Annotated in this window: 10 protein-coding genes; 6 read left to right on the top strand and 4 right to left on the bottom strand. The window is 71.3% G+C overall.

What is annotated here, in order from left to right; genetic code table 11:
• The first annotated feature begins 47 nt into the window (after positions 1-47).
• The 4 genes from ACH4ZA_RS12940 to ACH4ZA_RS12925 all read left to right on the top strand — a co-directional run bounded on the left by ACH4ZA_RS12940 (position 48) and on the right by ACH4ZA_RS12925 (position 4,831).
• Positions 48-1,088, top strand: a complete 1,041-nt coding sequence (locus ACH4ZA_RS12940; protein ID WP_398429364.1) for an NAD-dependent epimerase/dehydratase family protein — start codon at positions 48-50, stop codon at positions 1,086-1,088.
• 52 nt (positions 1,089-1,140) lie between these two features.
• Positions 1,141-2,427, top strand: coding sequence for a sensor histidine kinase (locus ACH4ZA_RS12935; RefSeq protein WP_398429362.1), 1,287 nt, complete (start codon positions 1,141-1,143; stop codon positions 2,425-2,427).
• The gene (locus tag ACH4ZA_RS12930) at positions 2,412-3,068 is read left to right on the top strand and encodes a response regulator transcription factor (protein ID WP_319279316.1); all 657 of its coding nucleotides are present in this window, start codon (positions 2,412-2,414) and stop codon (positions 3,066-3,068) included. Before ACH4ZA_RS12935 ends, ACH4ZA_RS12930 begins: the two co-directional genes overlap by 16 nt.
• Before the next feature lie 176 nt (positions 3,069-3,244).
• Positions 3,245-4,831, top strand: coding sequence for a DUF1996 domain-containing protein (locus ACH4ZA_RS12925; protein ID WP_398429360.1), 1,587 nt, complete (start codon positions 3,245-3,247; stop codon positions 4,829-4,831).
• Positions 4,832-4,957: 126 nt separating this feature from the next.
• Here ACH4ZA_RS12925 and ACH4ZA_RS12920 read toward each other — a convergent pair whose 3' ends face one another.
• Positions 4,958-5,386 carry a hypothetical protein gene (locus tag ACH4ZA_RS12920; protein WP_057583313.1) on the bottom strand — a complete coding sequence of 143 codons (429 nt, stop codon included), beginning with the start codon at positions 5,384-5,386 and terminating at the stop codon, positions 4,958-4,960.
• 133 nt (positions 5,387-5,519) lie between these two features.
• Here ACH4ZA_RS12920 and ACH4ZA_RS12915 point away from each other — a divergent pair, with 133 nt between their 5' ends.
• Both ACH4ZA_RS12915 and ACH4ZA_RS12910 read left to right on the top strand, forming a co-directional pair.
• Positions 5,520-7,451, top strand: coding sequence for a hypothetical protein (locus tag ACH4ZA_RS12915; RefSeq protein ID WP_398429358.1), 1,932 nt, complete (start codon positions 5,520-5,522; stop codon positions 7,449-7,451).
• Between the two features lie 141 nt (positions 7,452-7,592).
• A complete protein-coding gene (locus ACH4ZA_RS12910) occupies positions 7,593-8,282 on the top strand; it encodes a TetR/AcrR family transcriptional regulator (RefSeq protein ID WP_319279309.1) in 690 nt (229 codons plus the stop codon).
• Between the two features lie 4 nt (positions 8,283-8,286).
• Here ACH4ZA_RS12910 and ACH4ZA_RS12905 read toward each other — a convergent pair whose 3' ends face one another.
• The 3 genes from ACH4ZA_RS12905 to ACH4ZA_RS12895 form a co-directional block, all read right to left on the bottom strand.
• Entirely contained in the window at positions 8,287-8,649 is a 363-nt protein-coding gene (locus tag ACH4ZA_RS12905; RefSeq protein WP_319279307.1) for an isomerase, read from the bottom strand.
• 190 nt (positions 8,650-8,839) lie between these two features.
• Positions 8,840-14,251: a pullulanase-type alpha-1,6-glucosidase gene (gene pulA / locus ACH4ZA_RS12900; RefSeq protein WP_398429356.1), complete on the bottom strand. Its 5,412-nt coding sequence runs from the start codon at positions 14,249-14,251 to the stop codon at positions 8,840-8,842.
• A 106-nt stretch (positions 14,252-14,357) separates the two neighbouring features.
• Complete coding sequence (locus ACH4ZA_RS12895) at positions 14,358-15,749, bottom strand: alpha-amylase family protein (protein ID WP_398429355.1); 1,392 nt, start codon at positions 15,747-15,749, stop codon at positions 14,358-14,360.
• Positions 15,750-15,827 lie beyond the last annotated feature (78 nt).

Below are 15,827 nucleotides of genomic sequence, written 5' to 3'. Positions count from 1 at the left end.
GCAGAGCGCGGTTCCGTTCCGGGCGGGCACCGGGCACAGTCACCGGCATGAGACTTCTGGTGCTGGGTGGAACGGAGTTCGCGGGACGGGCCGTCGTCGAGGCGGCCCTCGGGCGCGGCTGGGAGGTGACGGTCCTCAACCGGGGACGGCAGGATCCCGTTCCCGGCGCCCGGTCGCTGACCGGCGACCGGACCGCGCCCGGGGGCCTCGCCGCCCTGGCCGACGGCGACTGGGACGCCGTCGTCGACACATGGTCGGCGGCGCCCCGCGCGGTGCACGAGACGGCGCGGCTGCTGCGGGGCCGCGCCCGACGGTATGTGTACGTGTCGAGCTGTTCGGTGTACGCCTGGGCCCCGCCCGCCGGTTACGGCGAGGACGCTCCCCTCGTCCAGGGGGCGGCGCCCGACGCCGAACAGAGCGAGTACGTAAAGGACAAGCGCGGCGGCGAGCTGGCCGTCCTCGACGCCTTCGGCGCGGACGCCTCCGTCCTGGTACGGGCCGGGCTGATCCTCGGCCCGTACGAGAACGTCGGCCGGCTTCCCTGGTGGCTGACCCGGATCGCCCGCGGCGGCCCGGTCCTCGCCCCCGGTCCGCACGACCTGCCCCTGCAGTACGTCGACGTCCGCGATCTCGCCGAATGGATCCTCGGCGCCGTCGAGCAGGAGTTGAGCGGGCCGTACAACCTGATGAGCCCGCAGGGCCACGCCACGATGGGCGAACTGCTCGAGGCGTGCGCACGGGCCACCGGCTCGGACGCCGAACTGCGGTGGACGGCCCCGGAGACCGTCCTCGGCGCCGGCATCGAGCCGTGGACCGAACTGCCCGTGTGGGTGCCGCCGGGCACCGACATGCACGACGCCCTGCACGCGGCGGACGTCTCACGGGCGGTGGCGGCGGGACTGTCCTGCCGTCCCGTGGCGGAGACCGTCGCCGACACCTGGAGCTGGCTGACGTCGATCGGCGGCGTCGCGCCCCAGCGTCCGGACCGCACCCGCAAGGGCCTCGACCCGGAGCTGGAGGCGAAGGTCCTCGCGGCGGCGGCGACGGGCTCCGCGGACGCGGAGGGTGTACCTGACACCACCCCCTGACCGGGGGCTCCGGCCAGTGACCCGGCCGTCCGGGCTCGGCCAGACTGACGGCATGAACACCCACACGAAGAGCGGCGACGTCGGTTCGAGGGTCAGGGGGATGGCGCTCGCCGCCGCGCGGGGGCTCGCTCTCGCCGTGGTGTCACTGCCGCTGAGCGTCCTGGGCCTGTGTCTCTCCCTCGTCTCCATGGCGCTGATACCGGTCGGGGTCGGCCTCGTCACGACGCCGTACGTGGTGAAGGGCGTGCGCGCCTACGCCGACCGGCGACGGACGCTGTCGGCGCGGTGGGGCGGGGTGAGCATCCCGTCGGCGTACCGGCCGGCGCCCGAGACCGCCAACCCGTGGACGCGTGCCTTCGCCCTGCTGCGGGACCCCGCGACCTGGCGGGACCTGCGATGGCTGCCGGTCGACATGACGGCCGGTTTCGTCACCGCGCTGGCGCCAGCCGTCCTCGTCCTCTATCCGCTGGAGGGGTTCGCGCTGCCGCTGGGGCTGTGGCGGACCATGACGGGCGGACCCTACGGCGCGTACGGACCGTACTGGTACGGCTTCGTGCCGGTCAGCGGTCAGCCGACGGCGTTCGCCGCGGCCGCCCTCGGCGCCGTCGTCCTCGTCGTCGCGCACCGGTACGCCGTGAGCGCCTTGCGGGCCCACTTCCGCCTCACCAAGGCGATGCTCTCCCCCAGCCAGGCCGAACTGGCCGAACGGGTGCGGGTGCTGACCGAGACCCGACGGGACGCCGTGGACACCTCCGCCGCCGAGCTGCGGCGCATCGAGCGGGATCTGCACGACGGCGCCCAGGCACGGCTGGTGGCGATGGGCATGGACCTCGGCGCCGTCGAGATGCTCGTCGACAAGAACCCCAAGAAGGCCAAGCAACTGCTCGCGCAGGCCCGTCAGTCGTCGGCCGAGGCGCTCTGCGAACTGCGCGACCTGGTGCGCGGCATCCATCCGCCGGTGCTCGCCGAGCGCGGACTGGGCGACGCCGTACGGGCGTTGGCGCTGCGGCTGCCGGTCCCGACGGAGGTCCGCGTGGAGCTCGCGGGGCGGGCCGAGGCGCCGGTGGAGTCGGCGGCCTACTTCGCGGTGAGCGAGGCGCTCACCAACGCGGTCAAGCACTCCGGAGCCGACCGGATCTGGGTCGACCTGCGGCACTCCGGCGGCAGTCTCCGGGTCTCCGTCACCGACAACGGCAGGGGCGGCGCGTCCGTCGGGGCGGGCACGGGGCTGGCCGGACTCGAACGGCGGCTGGGTACATTCGACGGCGTCCTGGCCGTCAGCTCTCCTGCCGGCGGTCCCACCATGGTGACCATGGAGATCCCTTGCGTGTTGTCCTAGCCGAGGACCTCTTCCTGCTGCGGGACGGTCTCGTCCGGCTGCTGGAGGCCTACGACTTCGAGATCGCCGCCGCCGTCGAGACCGGGCCCGAGCTGGAGCGGGCCCTCGCCGAACTGGAGCCGGACGTCGCCGTGGTCGACGTCCGGCTCCCGCCCACGCACACCGACGAGGGGCTGCAGTGCGCACTGCGGGCCCGCCGGGACAGGCCCGGGCTGCCGGTGCTCGTCCTCTCCCAGCACGTCGAGCAGCTGTACGCGCGCGAACTGCTCGCGGACGGCAGCGGCGGCGTCGGCTATCTGCTGAAGGACCGGGTGTTCGACGCGGAGCAGTTCGTGGACGCCGTGCGGCGGGTGGCGGCCGGCGGGACGGCGATGGACCCCCAGGTGATCCAGCAGTTGCTGGCCCGGCGCTCGCACGACGGGCAGGGTCCGGTGGACCGGCTCACACCGCGCGAACGGGAGGTTATCGAACTGATGGCGCAGGGACGGTCGAACGCGGCGATCGCCGCCAAAATGGTCGTGACCGAGCGGGCCGTCGCCAAACACACCGCCAACATCTTCGTGAAGTTGGGCCTGGAGGTCTCCGACGACGACAACCGCAGGGTACTGGCGGTGCTGGCCTATCTGGACCGGGGCCGCTAGGCCGCCAACTGCTGTTCCGCGAGGTGGTTTTGGGACTGTTTCGCCCAGCGGGTTTCTCAGGAATTTCTGAGCGGGCTGAACACCTGTGAGGCGTCACGCGTAAAGGAGGAAGCAGCTTCAGCTTCACTCCTGTCGGGCGCCTCGATGCTGCCCCGCAAGGAAGTCAGAGGAGTTCCATGGGACGCAACACACGTAAACGCCGTTCGTCGATGGCCACGAAGGCCGTGGCAGCATCGGCGGCCCTAGCGCTCGGCGGGGGCGGGCTGATCTGGGCGAACTTCTACGCTTCGGCGCATGAATCGAACAACTCGGGTCAGAACCAGACCAAGGCCGCCAACGCGGCCGCTCAGGTCGCCACGATCTCCTGCCCGGATGTGGGGCAGAAGCTGACGAGCGTGCCCAACGGGGCCAAGCAGGGCGTCGCGAACGAGCTGGCCAACCTCGACAAGCAGATCACCGAGGCCTACACCCGGCTCGCGTCGTCGCGCCAGGCCCAGGCCGGAGACCCGGGCTTCGTCCAGAACGCGATCGTCGGCCCCCTCAAGGAGAAGCGGGCCGCCACGATCGACCGGATCCGGATCAACATCCAGCGCGCCGGCGGTCAGTTCGACAACTCGCTGAGCCAGCTCGCGGCGTGCACCACGCAGGCGGCGAACAACACCAACGCCGGCCAGGGCGGGCAGAACAACAACGGCGGCCAGCAGAACGGCGGCCAGAACAACAACAACGGCGGCCAGCAGAACAACGGCGGCCAGAACAACAACGGCGGCCAGCAGAACAACGGTGGTCAGCAGAACGGCGGCCAGCAGGGCGGCGGCCAGCAGGGCGGCATCGGCGGCCAGGCCGGCAACGGCCCCGTGGCGTCGGACTTCGTCGACATCACGAAGGTCCAGGCGAACGTCAAGGCCAAGCCCCGCAAGAACGGCCAGGCCTCGACCGGCACGTTCACCACCCGGTGCGGCGTCAACGCCAACAACAAGTTCAACACCGACAACGTCATCGTGGCGCCCGGCGTGACCAACGGCGCGCACCACCTGCACGACTACGTCGGCAACCAGTCGAACGACGCCTTCGCCAACAACAACACGTTCGCGGCCGCCCAGACCTCCTGCCAGAACCAGCAGGACAAGTCGTCCTACTACTGGCCGGTGCTGCGTGTCCAGGACGGCACGAAGGAGTTCGACCAGAACCGGGACGGCGGTGGCAAGGAAGGCAACGTCGGCAAGGTCCTGAAGGCCAAGCAGGCGGAGATCAAGTTCGTCGGCAGCCCGAAGGCCAAGGTCGTCGCGATGCCGCAGTTCCTGCGCATCATCACCGGTGACGCCAAGACCACCACCAACGGTCTGGCCAACGCCAACGCGCACTGGAGCTGCACCGGCTTCGAGAACAAGGTCCAGCTGACCGAGCAGTACCCGATCTGCCCCCAGGGCAGCAACGTGGTCCGCACGTTCGCCTTCCAGAGCTGCTGGGACGGCAAGAACATCGACTCGGCCAACCACCGCACGCACGTCGCGTTCGCCGACGGCAACGGCAACTGCCAGAACGGCTTCAAGGCCATCCCGCAGCTGACCATGCGTCTCGTGTACGCCGTTCCCCGCCCGGTCATCCAGAACGGCCAGGTCAAGAACGCCTACGCGGTCGACGGCTTCCCGGAGCAGCTCCACAAGCCGTCCACCGACCACGACGACTTCATCAACGTGATGAACGCGCAGCTGAACAACAAGATCGCGAACTGCGTCAACAAGGGCCAGCAGTGCCAGTAGCACCGGCCTAGCACGCAAACGAGAACCGGCGGTGGGATCTCCCACCGCCGGTTTTCACATGTCCTTCGCCCGCGGTCCGTGCGCCTCGTGCTCCGCGTTCCCGGCCGCCCCGCTGCGCGCAGGGCCTCAGTGGCTGGAGTGGGTGGCGCCGCCGGACTCCTTGTGCGCGCCGTGGTCGGTGCCCTCCTCGATGTCGCCGCCGAGCGTGGTGCGCAGCGCGGTCACCGTGCTGCTCTCCCCCACGGCCACCCACTTGCGGCCGACGAGGTAGTGGCCGCCGTAGTCCTTCGCCGAGTTGATCCACTCGCGCAGGCCGCGGTCGGTGGCGAAGGTCGCCAGGATGAACTTGCCGTCGGCGTTCTTGCAGACGGCCTGGCGGATCTCGTCCGCGTCGGTCTGCATGTCCGGGGTGCACTTCACCTCGGCGGCGATGTGCTCCAGGCTGCCGGTCGCCGTCTTCGGAGCGGCGGCCTCCTTGTCGCCGGATCCGCATCCCGCCAGCAGCAGCGCCGCCGCCGCGGCCGCCGCGGCGAGCATCGGTCGGGTCACCTTCATCTGTTCCTCCCTGCAAGAGCCTCGCCCTGGATACGGCTCCCGTGCCCGGCGCGCTCAAAATACCCGGTGTGCCCCGTCCGCGGCCGTTGCTCCACAGGGGTGACCATCCCCCGGCTCGCTCGTTCTGGTGGACGTGCAGTCACGAGATGTCGCCCCCCGCCCCGCACCCCGGTCCTCCGCCGGCCGGACCGTCGACGTCGAGCAGGCCGAGGCCGCCCTCGTCGAGCACTATCCGCGACTCGTCCGGCTCGCCTATCTGGTGCTGCCGCCCGCGCTCGGCCGCGGCAGGCGCGTCCTGACCGCCCACGCCCTGGTCCAGCGCGCGCTGCCGCGCCGTCGTGCCTCGGCTCCCGTCATCCCCGCCCAGTCCACAGGCCGCGACGGCGACCCCGGGTACGCCTACGTCCGGCTCCAGGTGGTCCGTGCCGCGCTGGAGGCGGAGGCGCCGACGCGGCTGTGGGCGTGGCCGAAGCGCGCGCAACTGCCGCCGCTGCTGCCCCAGGTGTGGGGGCTGCGCCTCTTCCCCCGCTCCGGGGGCGCCGACGAGCTGGCCCTCGACCGACGGCTCGCCGACCTGTCCGGGCCGGCCCGTGCCGCCTGCGTCCTGCGCGGACTGGAGAAACTGCCCGACGGCGACGTCCGCGCGGTGCTGACCGGGTCCGGCGTCCGCGGCTCCGACGTGACGGCGGCCCTGCGCGAGGCCGCCGACGTCCCGGCCGCGCAGTACCCGCTCCTCGGCTCCCCCGAGTTCGACCCCTGCACCCTGCAGGCCCGGCCCACCGACCTGACGCGCCGACGCCAGCACGGCAGGGCCGCCCTCGCCGCCGTGGCCGCGCTCGCCGTGTGCGGCGCCCTCGTCGCGCTGCCCGGCGACGGCTGGGGGCCCGACGGCGCGGCGGCTCCGGCCTACGCGCAGAATCCCGCCGCCGAGGCGGCCCTCGACCCCGGGCGGCTGGTGAAGATCTCCCCCGCCGCCTGGAAGACCTCTCCCCGCACCGACTTCTCGGTGTGGCCCGCGCGCGGTCCGCTCACCGGCGACAGCGCCCTGCTGCGCCGCGCGCTCGCGGTCTGGGCCCGGCCCGGCGGGACCGTCCAGGTCTCGTCCACTCCGGAGACCCCCTCCGGCGGCCCCGCGGGACCGCCCCAGCTCCTCTACGCGGGCGTGGTCGACAACGCGCGCGTGGTGATCCTCTACGACGGGCTGCGCATCGCCCGCTACGCCGAGCCGAAGGACGGCACCGCGGGGGCGGCGCTCGACTTCGCCCGCGTAGACGGCGCGTCCGGCGCCGACGCGGGCGCGCTGGTGCTGGGCCGGGCCGACGGCAACGTCCGCTATCTGACGGCCCCCTGGATCACCAAGGCCGGCGAGCGGGACCTGACGAAGCCGGGCGCCGGGGTGATGGATCTGACCCTGACCGACGGGGTCACCTCGCCGCTGGCCAGCCCGGCCGCCCGGGCCGGGGCCTGCACGACGTGGAACGTCCTGCTGCTGACCGACCGGGTGGGCACACGCCTCTACAGCGACCTCGCCGAACTCGTCCCCGCCCGGCTCACCGCCGGCCGCCCGGCCGCGCCCCGGGAGGCGACCGGCGCGCAGGCGCTGCGGACCTGGGCGCCGTTCGCCTGTTCGCTGGCCGACGCGCGCGGTCAGGGCGTGCGGACGGTCAACGCGTGGGCGTACACCCGGCAGCCGCTGCCGGACGCGAGCGGATCGGCGTCCTGGGTGTGCACCCGGGCCGAGACCTGGCGCGGTGACGGGAGCAGCGTGCTGGCCCAGTTCCACACCCCGGGCGGGATCTTCGGTGCGGCGGTGGCGAAGGCCGGGGACGTGCCGGCGTGCGGTCCGCGCGATCCGCACGTGCTGGCCGGGGTGCTGTGGAAGTCGAAGGGCGGCCGCTGGTACCTGCTCGCGGCCGGCGACCGGCAGACCGCGTCCATCCGGACGTCGGGCGGGGTGCGCGGATCGGGGCAGGGGCATCTGCTGACGGTGCCGGCGAAGCAGGGGGCGCAGGCAGGCCTGGAGGGCAGGCTCACGAACGGGCGCGCGATCAACGGACTGCGCTGAGCGCAGCGCGCGGTGAGCACGCGGTGCGGCGGTGGCGTCCGGACCTGCGCGGAGGCGGTGTCGGCACCGGTAAGGGATCAAGAGGAACGTGTGCACGGATCCGGTCGGTTGACGTCCGGATTCGATCGGTAAGGTGTGCGCATGACTACCGGGGTCCGTCGCAGAATGGGAGTCGAGGAGCGTCGGCAGCAGCTGATCGGCGTCGCCCTCGACCTGTTCGCCCAGCGCTCGCCCGACGATGTCTCCATCGACGAGATAGCCGCGGCCGCCGGCATCTCCCGGCCCCTCGTCTACCACTACTTCCCCGGCAAACTGAGCCTGTACGAGGCCGCGTTGAAGCGGGCTTCGGAAGATCTGGCGGGACGGTTCACCGAGCCGCACGAAGGGCCGCTCGGCGCCCGGCTGCTGCGCGTGATGCACCGGTTCTTCGACTTCGTCGACGCGCACGGTCCCGGCTTCTCGGCGCTGATGCGCGGCGGTCCGGCGGTCGGTTCGTCGACCACGAACGCGCTCGTCGACTCCGTCCGCCAGATCGCCTACGAACAGATCGTGTCGCATCTGGGCGTGACCGATCCGCCGCCGCGGCTGGAACTGGTCGTCCGCTCCTGGATCTCGCTCGCCGAGTCGACCGCGCTGATCTGGCTGGACGGGCGGCGCATCCCGCGTGAGGAGCTGGAGGTCCAGCTCGTGCACGACTTCGCGGCGCTCACCGCCGTCGGCGCCGCCTTCGACGACGAGCTGCGCACGCTGCTGCGGCCCGTGCTGGGCGGCGAGCCGGCCGACGGGCCGTTCGGCGACCTGACCGCCCGGCTCATCGCCCTCGCCTCCTGAGGCGTCAGCTCTCGTACTTGCGGTACGACGGGTCCAGGTCGCGCACCTCTGCGGAGGCGTGCAGCACGAAGGCGCCGTCCGCCACATGCGCGCGCAGCAGCTCCAGCACGGTCTCGGTCAGCTTCGCCTTGGTCTCGTCGGTGCGTCCGGCGAGCAGCCCCAACGTCACGTGCACGACGGCGTGCCCCCGCTCCTCGGGGTCGTCGTAGCCGAACGCGGTGAACTCGGCGGGCCGGAACAGGGTCTTGCAGGCCTCCGGCTTGGCGGCGGCGATCTCGACCACCGAGGTGTGCAGGGCCCGCGCGAAGCCGGCGCGGTCGAAGGCCGGTTCCATGGTGCTCGAGTAGTCGACGGTGATCTGCGGCATGGGCGCTCCTGTCCTCGGTCTCGGGATCACCCTAGCCTCAGGGGCTCCGGCGGTCCCGTGCTGTCCCCGCCGCCCTCCGGGACCGCGCGCACGCAGGCTGCGGGCGCGCGGAACCTGCCGGACGCGCCGGTGGAGCAGACCGGGCCGGGGCTTCGGTCTGCTCCACCGGGGTCATGCGTCGCGCGCGCCGCTAGCGGGTCGTCCTGGCGAACACCGCCACGGTCCTGGCCGGCACGGCGAACGTGCCGGACGCCCTGTCGTACGACGACGTCCGCACGGTGGCGTCGGCGCCCGCCGACTGCACCGGGTGCAGCCGGTATCCCGCGCCCGCGAGAGCGCCGACCGTCTGCTTCTGCGCGGTGGGCGTCGCGTTGAACACGACGACCAGGTCACCGAGCTCCATGGTGATCACTCCCGGCGTCTGCTTCCCGCCGGACAGCGGGAAGGACAGCCGGGCCTGCACCCGGGCGGCCGTCCCGAGGGAGAACGCCTTCTCGGTGGTGCGGATCCTCAGCAGGTCCCGGTAGGCGGCGGAGGCCGCCGTGATCTGCGGGCAGCCCACCCGTACCGTCGTCGACAGCGGCCTGGCGTAGGGCCACTTGGACGCGTTGTCGGCGGCCGGCGGCAGTCCGCGGCCGAAGCCGTTGCCGGCCGCGCAGTCCCAGTGGATCGCGTTGAACCAGTCGCCGCTGTCGAAGGAGTTGCGGTCCAGGGACTTCGAACGCAGCAGGTCGGTGCCGGCCTGGGACAGCGCCGGGCCCTGGGAGAGAGCGGCGGTCGCCATGGCGAGGACCTGCATACGGGAGCGGTCGGCGGCGGAGGTGCCGGCCGGCAGCTTGTAGGCGAGGGCGTCGAACAGCGACTCGTTGTCATGGGCGTCGGCGTAGGCGAGGGCGTCGCCGGGTGCGTCGGCGTAGCCCGCCGGGGCCCCGTTGTAGTCGACCTCGGCGCCGGTGACCTCCTTGCCGTCGGCGTCGGAGAATCGGTACGCAGCCAGGTTTCCGGAGAGTCCGACCTTGATGAGGTCCTGGTAGTGCAGCAGCCGCGTCCGCTGCTCGGCGGGGGTGCCGTTGGCCTTGGAGGAGTTGGGGTCGGTGTAGAGGCCGGAGGCGAAGCCCTGCACACCGGGGTCCTCGTCGAACGGCCCGCCGCCGCGGACGGCGTCCCGCGCGCGGTCGGAGAACGTCGCTACACCGGTTCCCGCCATGTTCCGCTGCGTGGCCTGCACGAAGCGGGCGTCGTCGGCGACCTCGCCGAAGTTCCAGCCCTCGCCGTAGAGGATGATCTTCTTGCCGTCGACGCCGTCCCTGGCGGGGGTCAGCGCGTCCAGCGCCCTGCGCACCGCGAGGATGTTGGCCTTCGGGTGGTGTCCCATGAGGTCGAAGCGGAAGCCGTCGACCTTGTACTCCTTGGCCCAGGTGACGACGGAGTCGACGACCAGCTTGCCCATCATGGCGTTCTCGGTCGCCGTGCCCGCGCAGCAGGTGCTCGTGGCGACGGAGCCGTCGGCGAGCAGCCGCTGGTAGTAGCCGGGCACGATCCGGTCGAGGACGCTGGTGCGGGCCTGCCCGCTCGCCGCCGTGTGGTTGTAGACGACGTCCATGACGACCCGGAGGCCGTCCTCGTTGAGCGCCTTCACCATCCTGCGGAACTCGACGGTGCGGGCGGTCCCGTCCGGGTCTGTGGCGTAGGACCCCTCGGGGACCGTGTAGTGGTACGGGTCGTAGCCCCAGTTGTAGGCGTCCTTCGCAGCGACCGCGGAAACGCATTCCTGCTGTTTCTCGGAGTCCGCCGGGTAGTTGGCGAGGTCGCAGGCGGGCGCGGCCTGGTCGGCCTTCTTCTCGGCGATGGTGGCGATGTCGAAGACGGGCAGCAGATGAACGTACGACGTGCCCGCCGCCGCCAGCTCCCTGAGGTGCTTCGAACCGTCGCTGTCGCGGTCGGTGAAGGCCAGGTAGCCGCCCCGGTCCCGTGCGGGGACGGTGGTGTCCGCGACGGAGAAGTCCCGGACGTGCAGCTCCTGGATCTGGGCGTCCTTGAGCGGGACGGCCTTCGGTTTGGCGAGCGTCGACCAGCCGCCCGGGGCCAGCGACCCGTCGTCCAGGTCGACGACGAGACTGCGTTCGGAGTCGGTGGTGAGGGCGACCGAGTAGGGGTCGGTGACCTTGTTGACGACGACCTTGCCGGCGGCGGGCGCCCACACGGTCACGGCGTACCGGTAGGGCTTGTTCTTCCACGAGCCGGGGCCGGTCACGGACCAGACGCCGGTCGCGTCGTTCCGCTTCATCTTCACCGTGGAGCCGCCGAGTTCCAGCGACACCCGCTGGGCCGTCGGGGCCCAGACGGACAGCGTGGGACGGCCCTTGTGGAAGGTCGGTCCGAGCCGGGCGGTGGTGGCCCCGGCGTACAGGTCGTCCAGCGCGCCGGCGGTCTGCACCCCCGTCGCGGTCAGCACCGCGCCGTTCACGGCCCGCTGCGAGGCCACGACCTGGCCGGTCAGCGCCTCGCGCACGCGGGCGCGGTCCCGCGGGTCGACGGACCAGGCGGTGGAGGCCCGAAGATGCGGGTACTTCGCCTTCTGGGCGTCGGTGAGGGCGGTCTTCGTGAGCCGGAGCCACTTGGCCGCGCCGGTCAGCGTGCCGTCCTTGACGGCGATGGCGCCCGTGTGGCTGTACAGCAGCTGGGTGGAGGCGGCGGCCGCGGAGCCGTTCCAGGCGAGCGTGTTCCGGTCGATCCAGACCGCCTTGGAGGTGGCGAGGTCGAGCGCGGCGGCCGATCCGGCCGGCTGCGGGAGCAGGTACTTCTCCTGACCGTCGAGCAGCCACACCTCGTGGCCGGTGCTCGTCAGGTTCAGCGACTGGTCGGCGGGCAGGTCCTTCTCGTCGCCCTTGTGCAGGATGTAGCTGAGGCCGGTGGCGTTCGCGGCGAGCGGCACCTCGAAGACCGCACCGTAGGCGTCGGTGCGCGCGGGCTTCAGCGGACTCGACCAGTCGGTGGGATTCGCGGCTCCGGTCCAGGTGTGCAGACCCCAGCCGTCGTAGTCGCCGTCGGCGCGGTGGTAGTGCAGGACGGCCTTGGCGGTGTCCTGCGCCGGGTAGGCGGGCCGCTCGGTGCGGACCTCCGCCGAGCCCTGCTCGATCCACACCTCGCCGGTCTTGGTGACGTCGATCGTGCGGTCGGCCGGGACGTCCTTGTCGCCGTCCTTGTCGATGACCAGGAAGCCCACGTCCGAGGCGCCGGGCTTCAGCTTGACGTAGGCGAAGGCGCCGTAGGCGTCCCGGCCGACGAAGGGGTGGCTCGCGGGCCAGGTGGTGGACTCGCCGTCGGCGAGGTCGCCCCAGGCGTACAGGCCCCAGTCGGCGTAGTCGCCGTCGGTGCGCTTGTAGTGGACGATCGCATGGTCGCGGGAGGAGGCGGTGGGGTTCTCCCCGGCGGGCGGGGCGCCGCTGACCGACTCGGCCGTCGCCGACGCGGTGCTCCCGGTCGAGTCGACCACAACCGCCTTGTAGCGCAGGGCGGTTCCGGCCTCGACGTCCTTCCCGACGGTCTGTGTGACCTTGTAGGGCGCGTGGTCCGCCGACCCGAGCGTCTGCCACTTCCCCTTGCCGACCTGGGCGGCGAAGACGACCCGGTTGAGCTGTCCGCCGTCCACGCCGGCGGTGAGCTCGACCGTGCCGGTGGCGCCGGCGGCCGGGGCCTTGAGGGTGATGGTCGGCTCGGTGGCGGGTTTGGAGGGCTTGCCGGCCGCTTTGAGGACGATCGCCGACCCGGCGGGGACGGTGACGGTGATCTTCTTGTCGGCGCCGGTCCTGGCCGTCGCGTCCGTGCCGTGGATCCCGCGATAGGTCATGCGCGCCGAACCGACCGCGAAGGAAGCCGACCTGGCGTCGTCCGCGTTGTTGAAGGCGACGACGTACTCCTGGCCGGTCCTCGCGTCGGTGCGGGAGAAGGCGTAGATCCCGGCCCCGTCGGCGGCGTACCGCTCCTCCTGGACGCCGTCCGTCAACGCCGGGTTGGTCTTGCGGAGCTTGGCGAGTGCGGCGATCTGCCGGTACAGCGGCGCGCTCGTGTCGTACGCGTCGCTCGCGTGGGTGCGGTCGGTGCCGATCTCGTCGTCGTCGAGGTAGTCGGCGGTCTTCGAGGCGAACATCGTCTGGCGGGCGTCCTTGTCGCCGCCGGCGCCGGTGAAGCCCTGCTCGTCGCCGTAGTAGACGACGGGGTTGCCGCGGCTGAGGAACATCAGCTCGTTGGCGAGCCGGTCCTTGGCGAGCAGTTCGGCGTCGGTCGCCTTCGGGTCGTCCTGCTTCAGGAAGTACCCGATGCGGCCCATGTCGTGGTTGCCGAGGAAGGTGACCTGCTCGTACGCGTTGGCCTTGTCGGTCGTGTACTTGTAGTCGTCGCCGAAGACGGAGGCGAGCTTCTGGGCGCTGCCGCCCTGGGAGGCGTACTGCCGTGCCGCCTCCTGGAAGGGGAAGTCGAGCGTGGCGTCGAGGCGGCCCCGGGTGACGTACGGCGAGGTGATCGACGTGTCGGCGGAGTAGACCTCGCCGAACATGAAGAAGTCCTTGCGGCCCCGCTCGGCCGCGTAGGCGTCGAGCGCGGTCGCCCACTGCGTCCAGAACTCCATGTTCACGTGCTTCGCGGTGTCGATCCGGAAGCCGTCGATGGCGAAGTCCCCGACCCAGCGCCGGTAGATCTTCTCCATGCCGGAGACGACCTCGGGGCGCTCGGTCCACAGGTCGTCGAGGCCGGAGAAGTCGCCGTAGGTCGTGGACTCGCCGGCGTAGGTCGAGTCGCCGCGGTTGTGGTACATCGTCGGGTCGTTGAGCCAGGCGGGGACCTTGGCGCTCTTGCCGGTGACCGTGGGGGTGCGCGGGAAGGAGTCCGCGTCGACGGCGGGGAACGTCCTGCCCGCGGCCGCGGTCGCGTAGTCGGCGTCGTCGAAGGGCTCGCCGTCCTTCGTCAGATACGGGAAGGCGCCCTTGGAGAGGTAGTCGTAGGACTTCTCCTTGTAGTCGACGACGTCGGCCGTGTGGTTGGTGATGACGTCGAAGAAGACCTTCATGCCCTTGGCGTGCGCCTTGGAGATGAGGGTCCGGAGGTCCTTGTCGGTGCCGAAGTGCGGGTCGACCTGGGTGAAGTCGGTGATCCAGTAACCGTGGTAGCCGGCCGAGGCGTTGGACCCGGTTCCCTGCACGGGCCGGTTCTTGAAGATCGGGGCCATCCAGATGGACGTGGTGCCGAGGCCCTTGATGTAGTCGAGCCTCTTGGTCAGGCCCTTGAGGTCGCCGCCCTGGTAGAAGCCCTTGTCGGTGGGGTCGTAGCCGGTGGTCAGGCGGGTGCCGGTGAGGCCGCCCCTGTCGTTCTTCGGGTCGCCGTCGGCGAAGCGGTCCGGCAGGACGAAGTAGAACTGCTCACGGGTGTCGTCGTGCCGGGCCGGCTGTGCGGCGAGCTTCGCGTCGGAGGGCGGTGGCGGCGGGGTGGCCGCCCGGGCGGACAGCGGCTGGACGAGCGCTGCGGCCAGCGCGGTCACGGTGACCGCGGCGACCCGTCCGGCATGCGCGGTGCGGCGCCTCGACGGCACCGGCCATCTCGGTTTCACTGACGTGGACTCCTTGCGATGTACGGCTCTTCGGGTCCGACCCCGCGTGACCGTATCGCCGCCGCAAGGATTACAGCAAGAGTCATGAAACGACTGGAAAGAACTTTCAGCAGCGGGACTTGCCCGCGTAGATCGCCAGCGCCGTGTCGGCGCCGAGAGTCGCGGTGAACCGGCCGTTGGAGCCGACCGTCACGCTCGTGTCGTTCTGCACGTTGCAGTACGTCCCGGCGGGCAGCGAGGTCTGGAAGGTGCGACTCAGGCTGCTCGACTCGTGGTTGATGGCGACGTAGCCCTTGGCGCCCCGCCCGAAGGCGATCGCGTCACCGCCGTCGTCCCACCAGTTGCCGACCGGCTCACCGCGGACCGCGTTGCGGAAGGCGACCATGCGGAGGATCTCCGGCCAGGCGTGCTGACACTTCCAGCCGTCCCGCCAACAGGCGTTGACAGCACCGCCGTTCGGCGGGCCGGCGTCCGCGTTCGACCACTCGTAGCCGGAGTTCACGTCCGGCGCGCCGTAGGGGTACGCGAGCATGAAGACGTTGGCCAGGGTGTAGTTCGCCCCGTCCTTGTAGTCGAGGGTGGAGCCGTTGCGCTCGGTGTCGTGGTTGTCGACGAAGACGCCCGCGACCGAGCTGCTCATGTAGCCCCAGCCCTCGCCGTAGTTCTTCAGATAGGCGAGGTTCTCGTTGTTGAAGACCCGCTTGAGGTCGTAGGCGTAACGGAACTCCTGCACATCGCCGTTGCCGGTGTACTCGGTGGGCTGGACGGCCTCTCCGCTGCCGTAGATGACCTCCTGCTTCCAGTACGCCGACCGGTTGCTCAGCCGGGACTTGATGTCGGCGAGGTCGGCGGTGTCGATGTGTTTGGCCGCGTCGACGCGGAAGCCGTCGACGCCGAGGGTGAGCAGGTCGTTCAGGTACCCGGCGATGGTCCTGCGGACGTACTCCTCCCCCGTGTCCAGGTCGGCGAGGCCGACGAGTTCGCAGTGCTGGACGTTCCAGCGGTCCCGGTAGTCGCCGACCTGGGACGTGCAGTCGTCGAAGTCGTAGGAGGAGTACAGGCCGGGATAGCCGTACTTCGTGTACGACGATCCGCCCGTGCCGGTGCCGCCGCCGGCGGCCATGTGGTTGACGACGGTGTCGACGACGACCTTCACTCCGGCCGCGTGGCAGGTGTTCACCATGTTCTGGAAGGCCGTTCGGTCCCCGAGCCGGCCCGCGATCTTGTAGCTGACGGGCTGGTACGAGGTCCACCACTGCGAGCCCTGGACGTGCTCGGCGGGCGGCGAGACCTGCACATAGCCGTACCCGGCGGGGCCGAGGGCGTCGGTGCACTCCTTGGCGACGGACGCGAAGTTCCATTCGAAGAGGACGGCGGTGACGTCCTTGGCGCCCGGCGGGGAGGCCTGGGCGGCGGTGGGGGTGAGGACGGCGGCCGAGGCGGCGAGCGCGGTGGCCGCGGCGGTGGCGGTGGCTCTTGCGGACCATCTCGATATCACGTGGGGGTTCTCCTTGCCCGACGGCCAGGCGTCTTTGCCTGGCGCCGGCGAGAACGTACCGCCGCCGAAATGTTTACA

The sequence above is a fragment of the Streptomyces sp. NPDC020597 genome (assembly GCF_044335095.1).
Lineage (GTDB): Bacteria > Actinomycetota > Actinomycetes > Streptomycetales > Streptomycetaceae > Streptomyces.
Note: the sequence above shows the minus strand (reverse complement) of the source record. Positions and strands in the feature narration are given on the sequence as shown.

Excerpts from the sequence above, each read along its gene's own strand:
- ACH4ZA_RS12940 (WP_398429364.1), top strand. The coding sequence starts at position 48 with ATGAGACTTCTGGTGCTGGGTGGAACGGAGTTCGCGGGACGGGCCGTC.
- ACH4ZA_RS12935 (WP_398429362.1), top strand. The coding sequence starts at position 1,141 with ATGAACACCCACACGAAGAGCGGCGACGTCGGTTCGAGGGTCAGGGGG.
- ACH4ZA_RS12925 (WP_398429360.1), top strand. The coding sequence starts at position 3,245 with ATGGGACGCAACACACGTAAACGCCGTTCGTCGATGGCCACGAAGGCC.
- ACH4ZA_RS12920 (WP_057583313.1), bottom strand. The coding sequence starts at position 5,386 with ATGAAGGTGACCCGACCGATGCTCGCCGCGGCGGCCGCGGCGGCGGCG.
- ACH4ZA_RS12910 (WP_319279309.1), top strand. The coding sequence starts at position 7,593 with ATGACTACCGGGGTCCGTCGCAGAATGGGAGTCGAGGAGCGTCGGCAG.
- ACH4ZA_RS12905 (WP_319279307.1), bottom strand. The coding sequence starts at position 8,649 with ATGCCGCAGATCACCGTCGACTACTCGAGCACCATGGAACCGGCCTTC.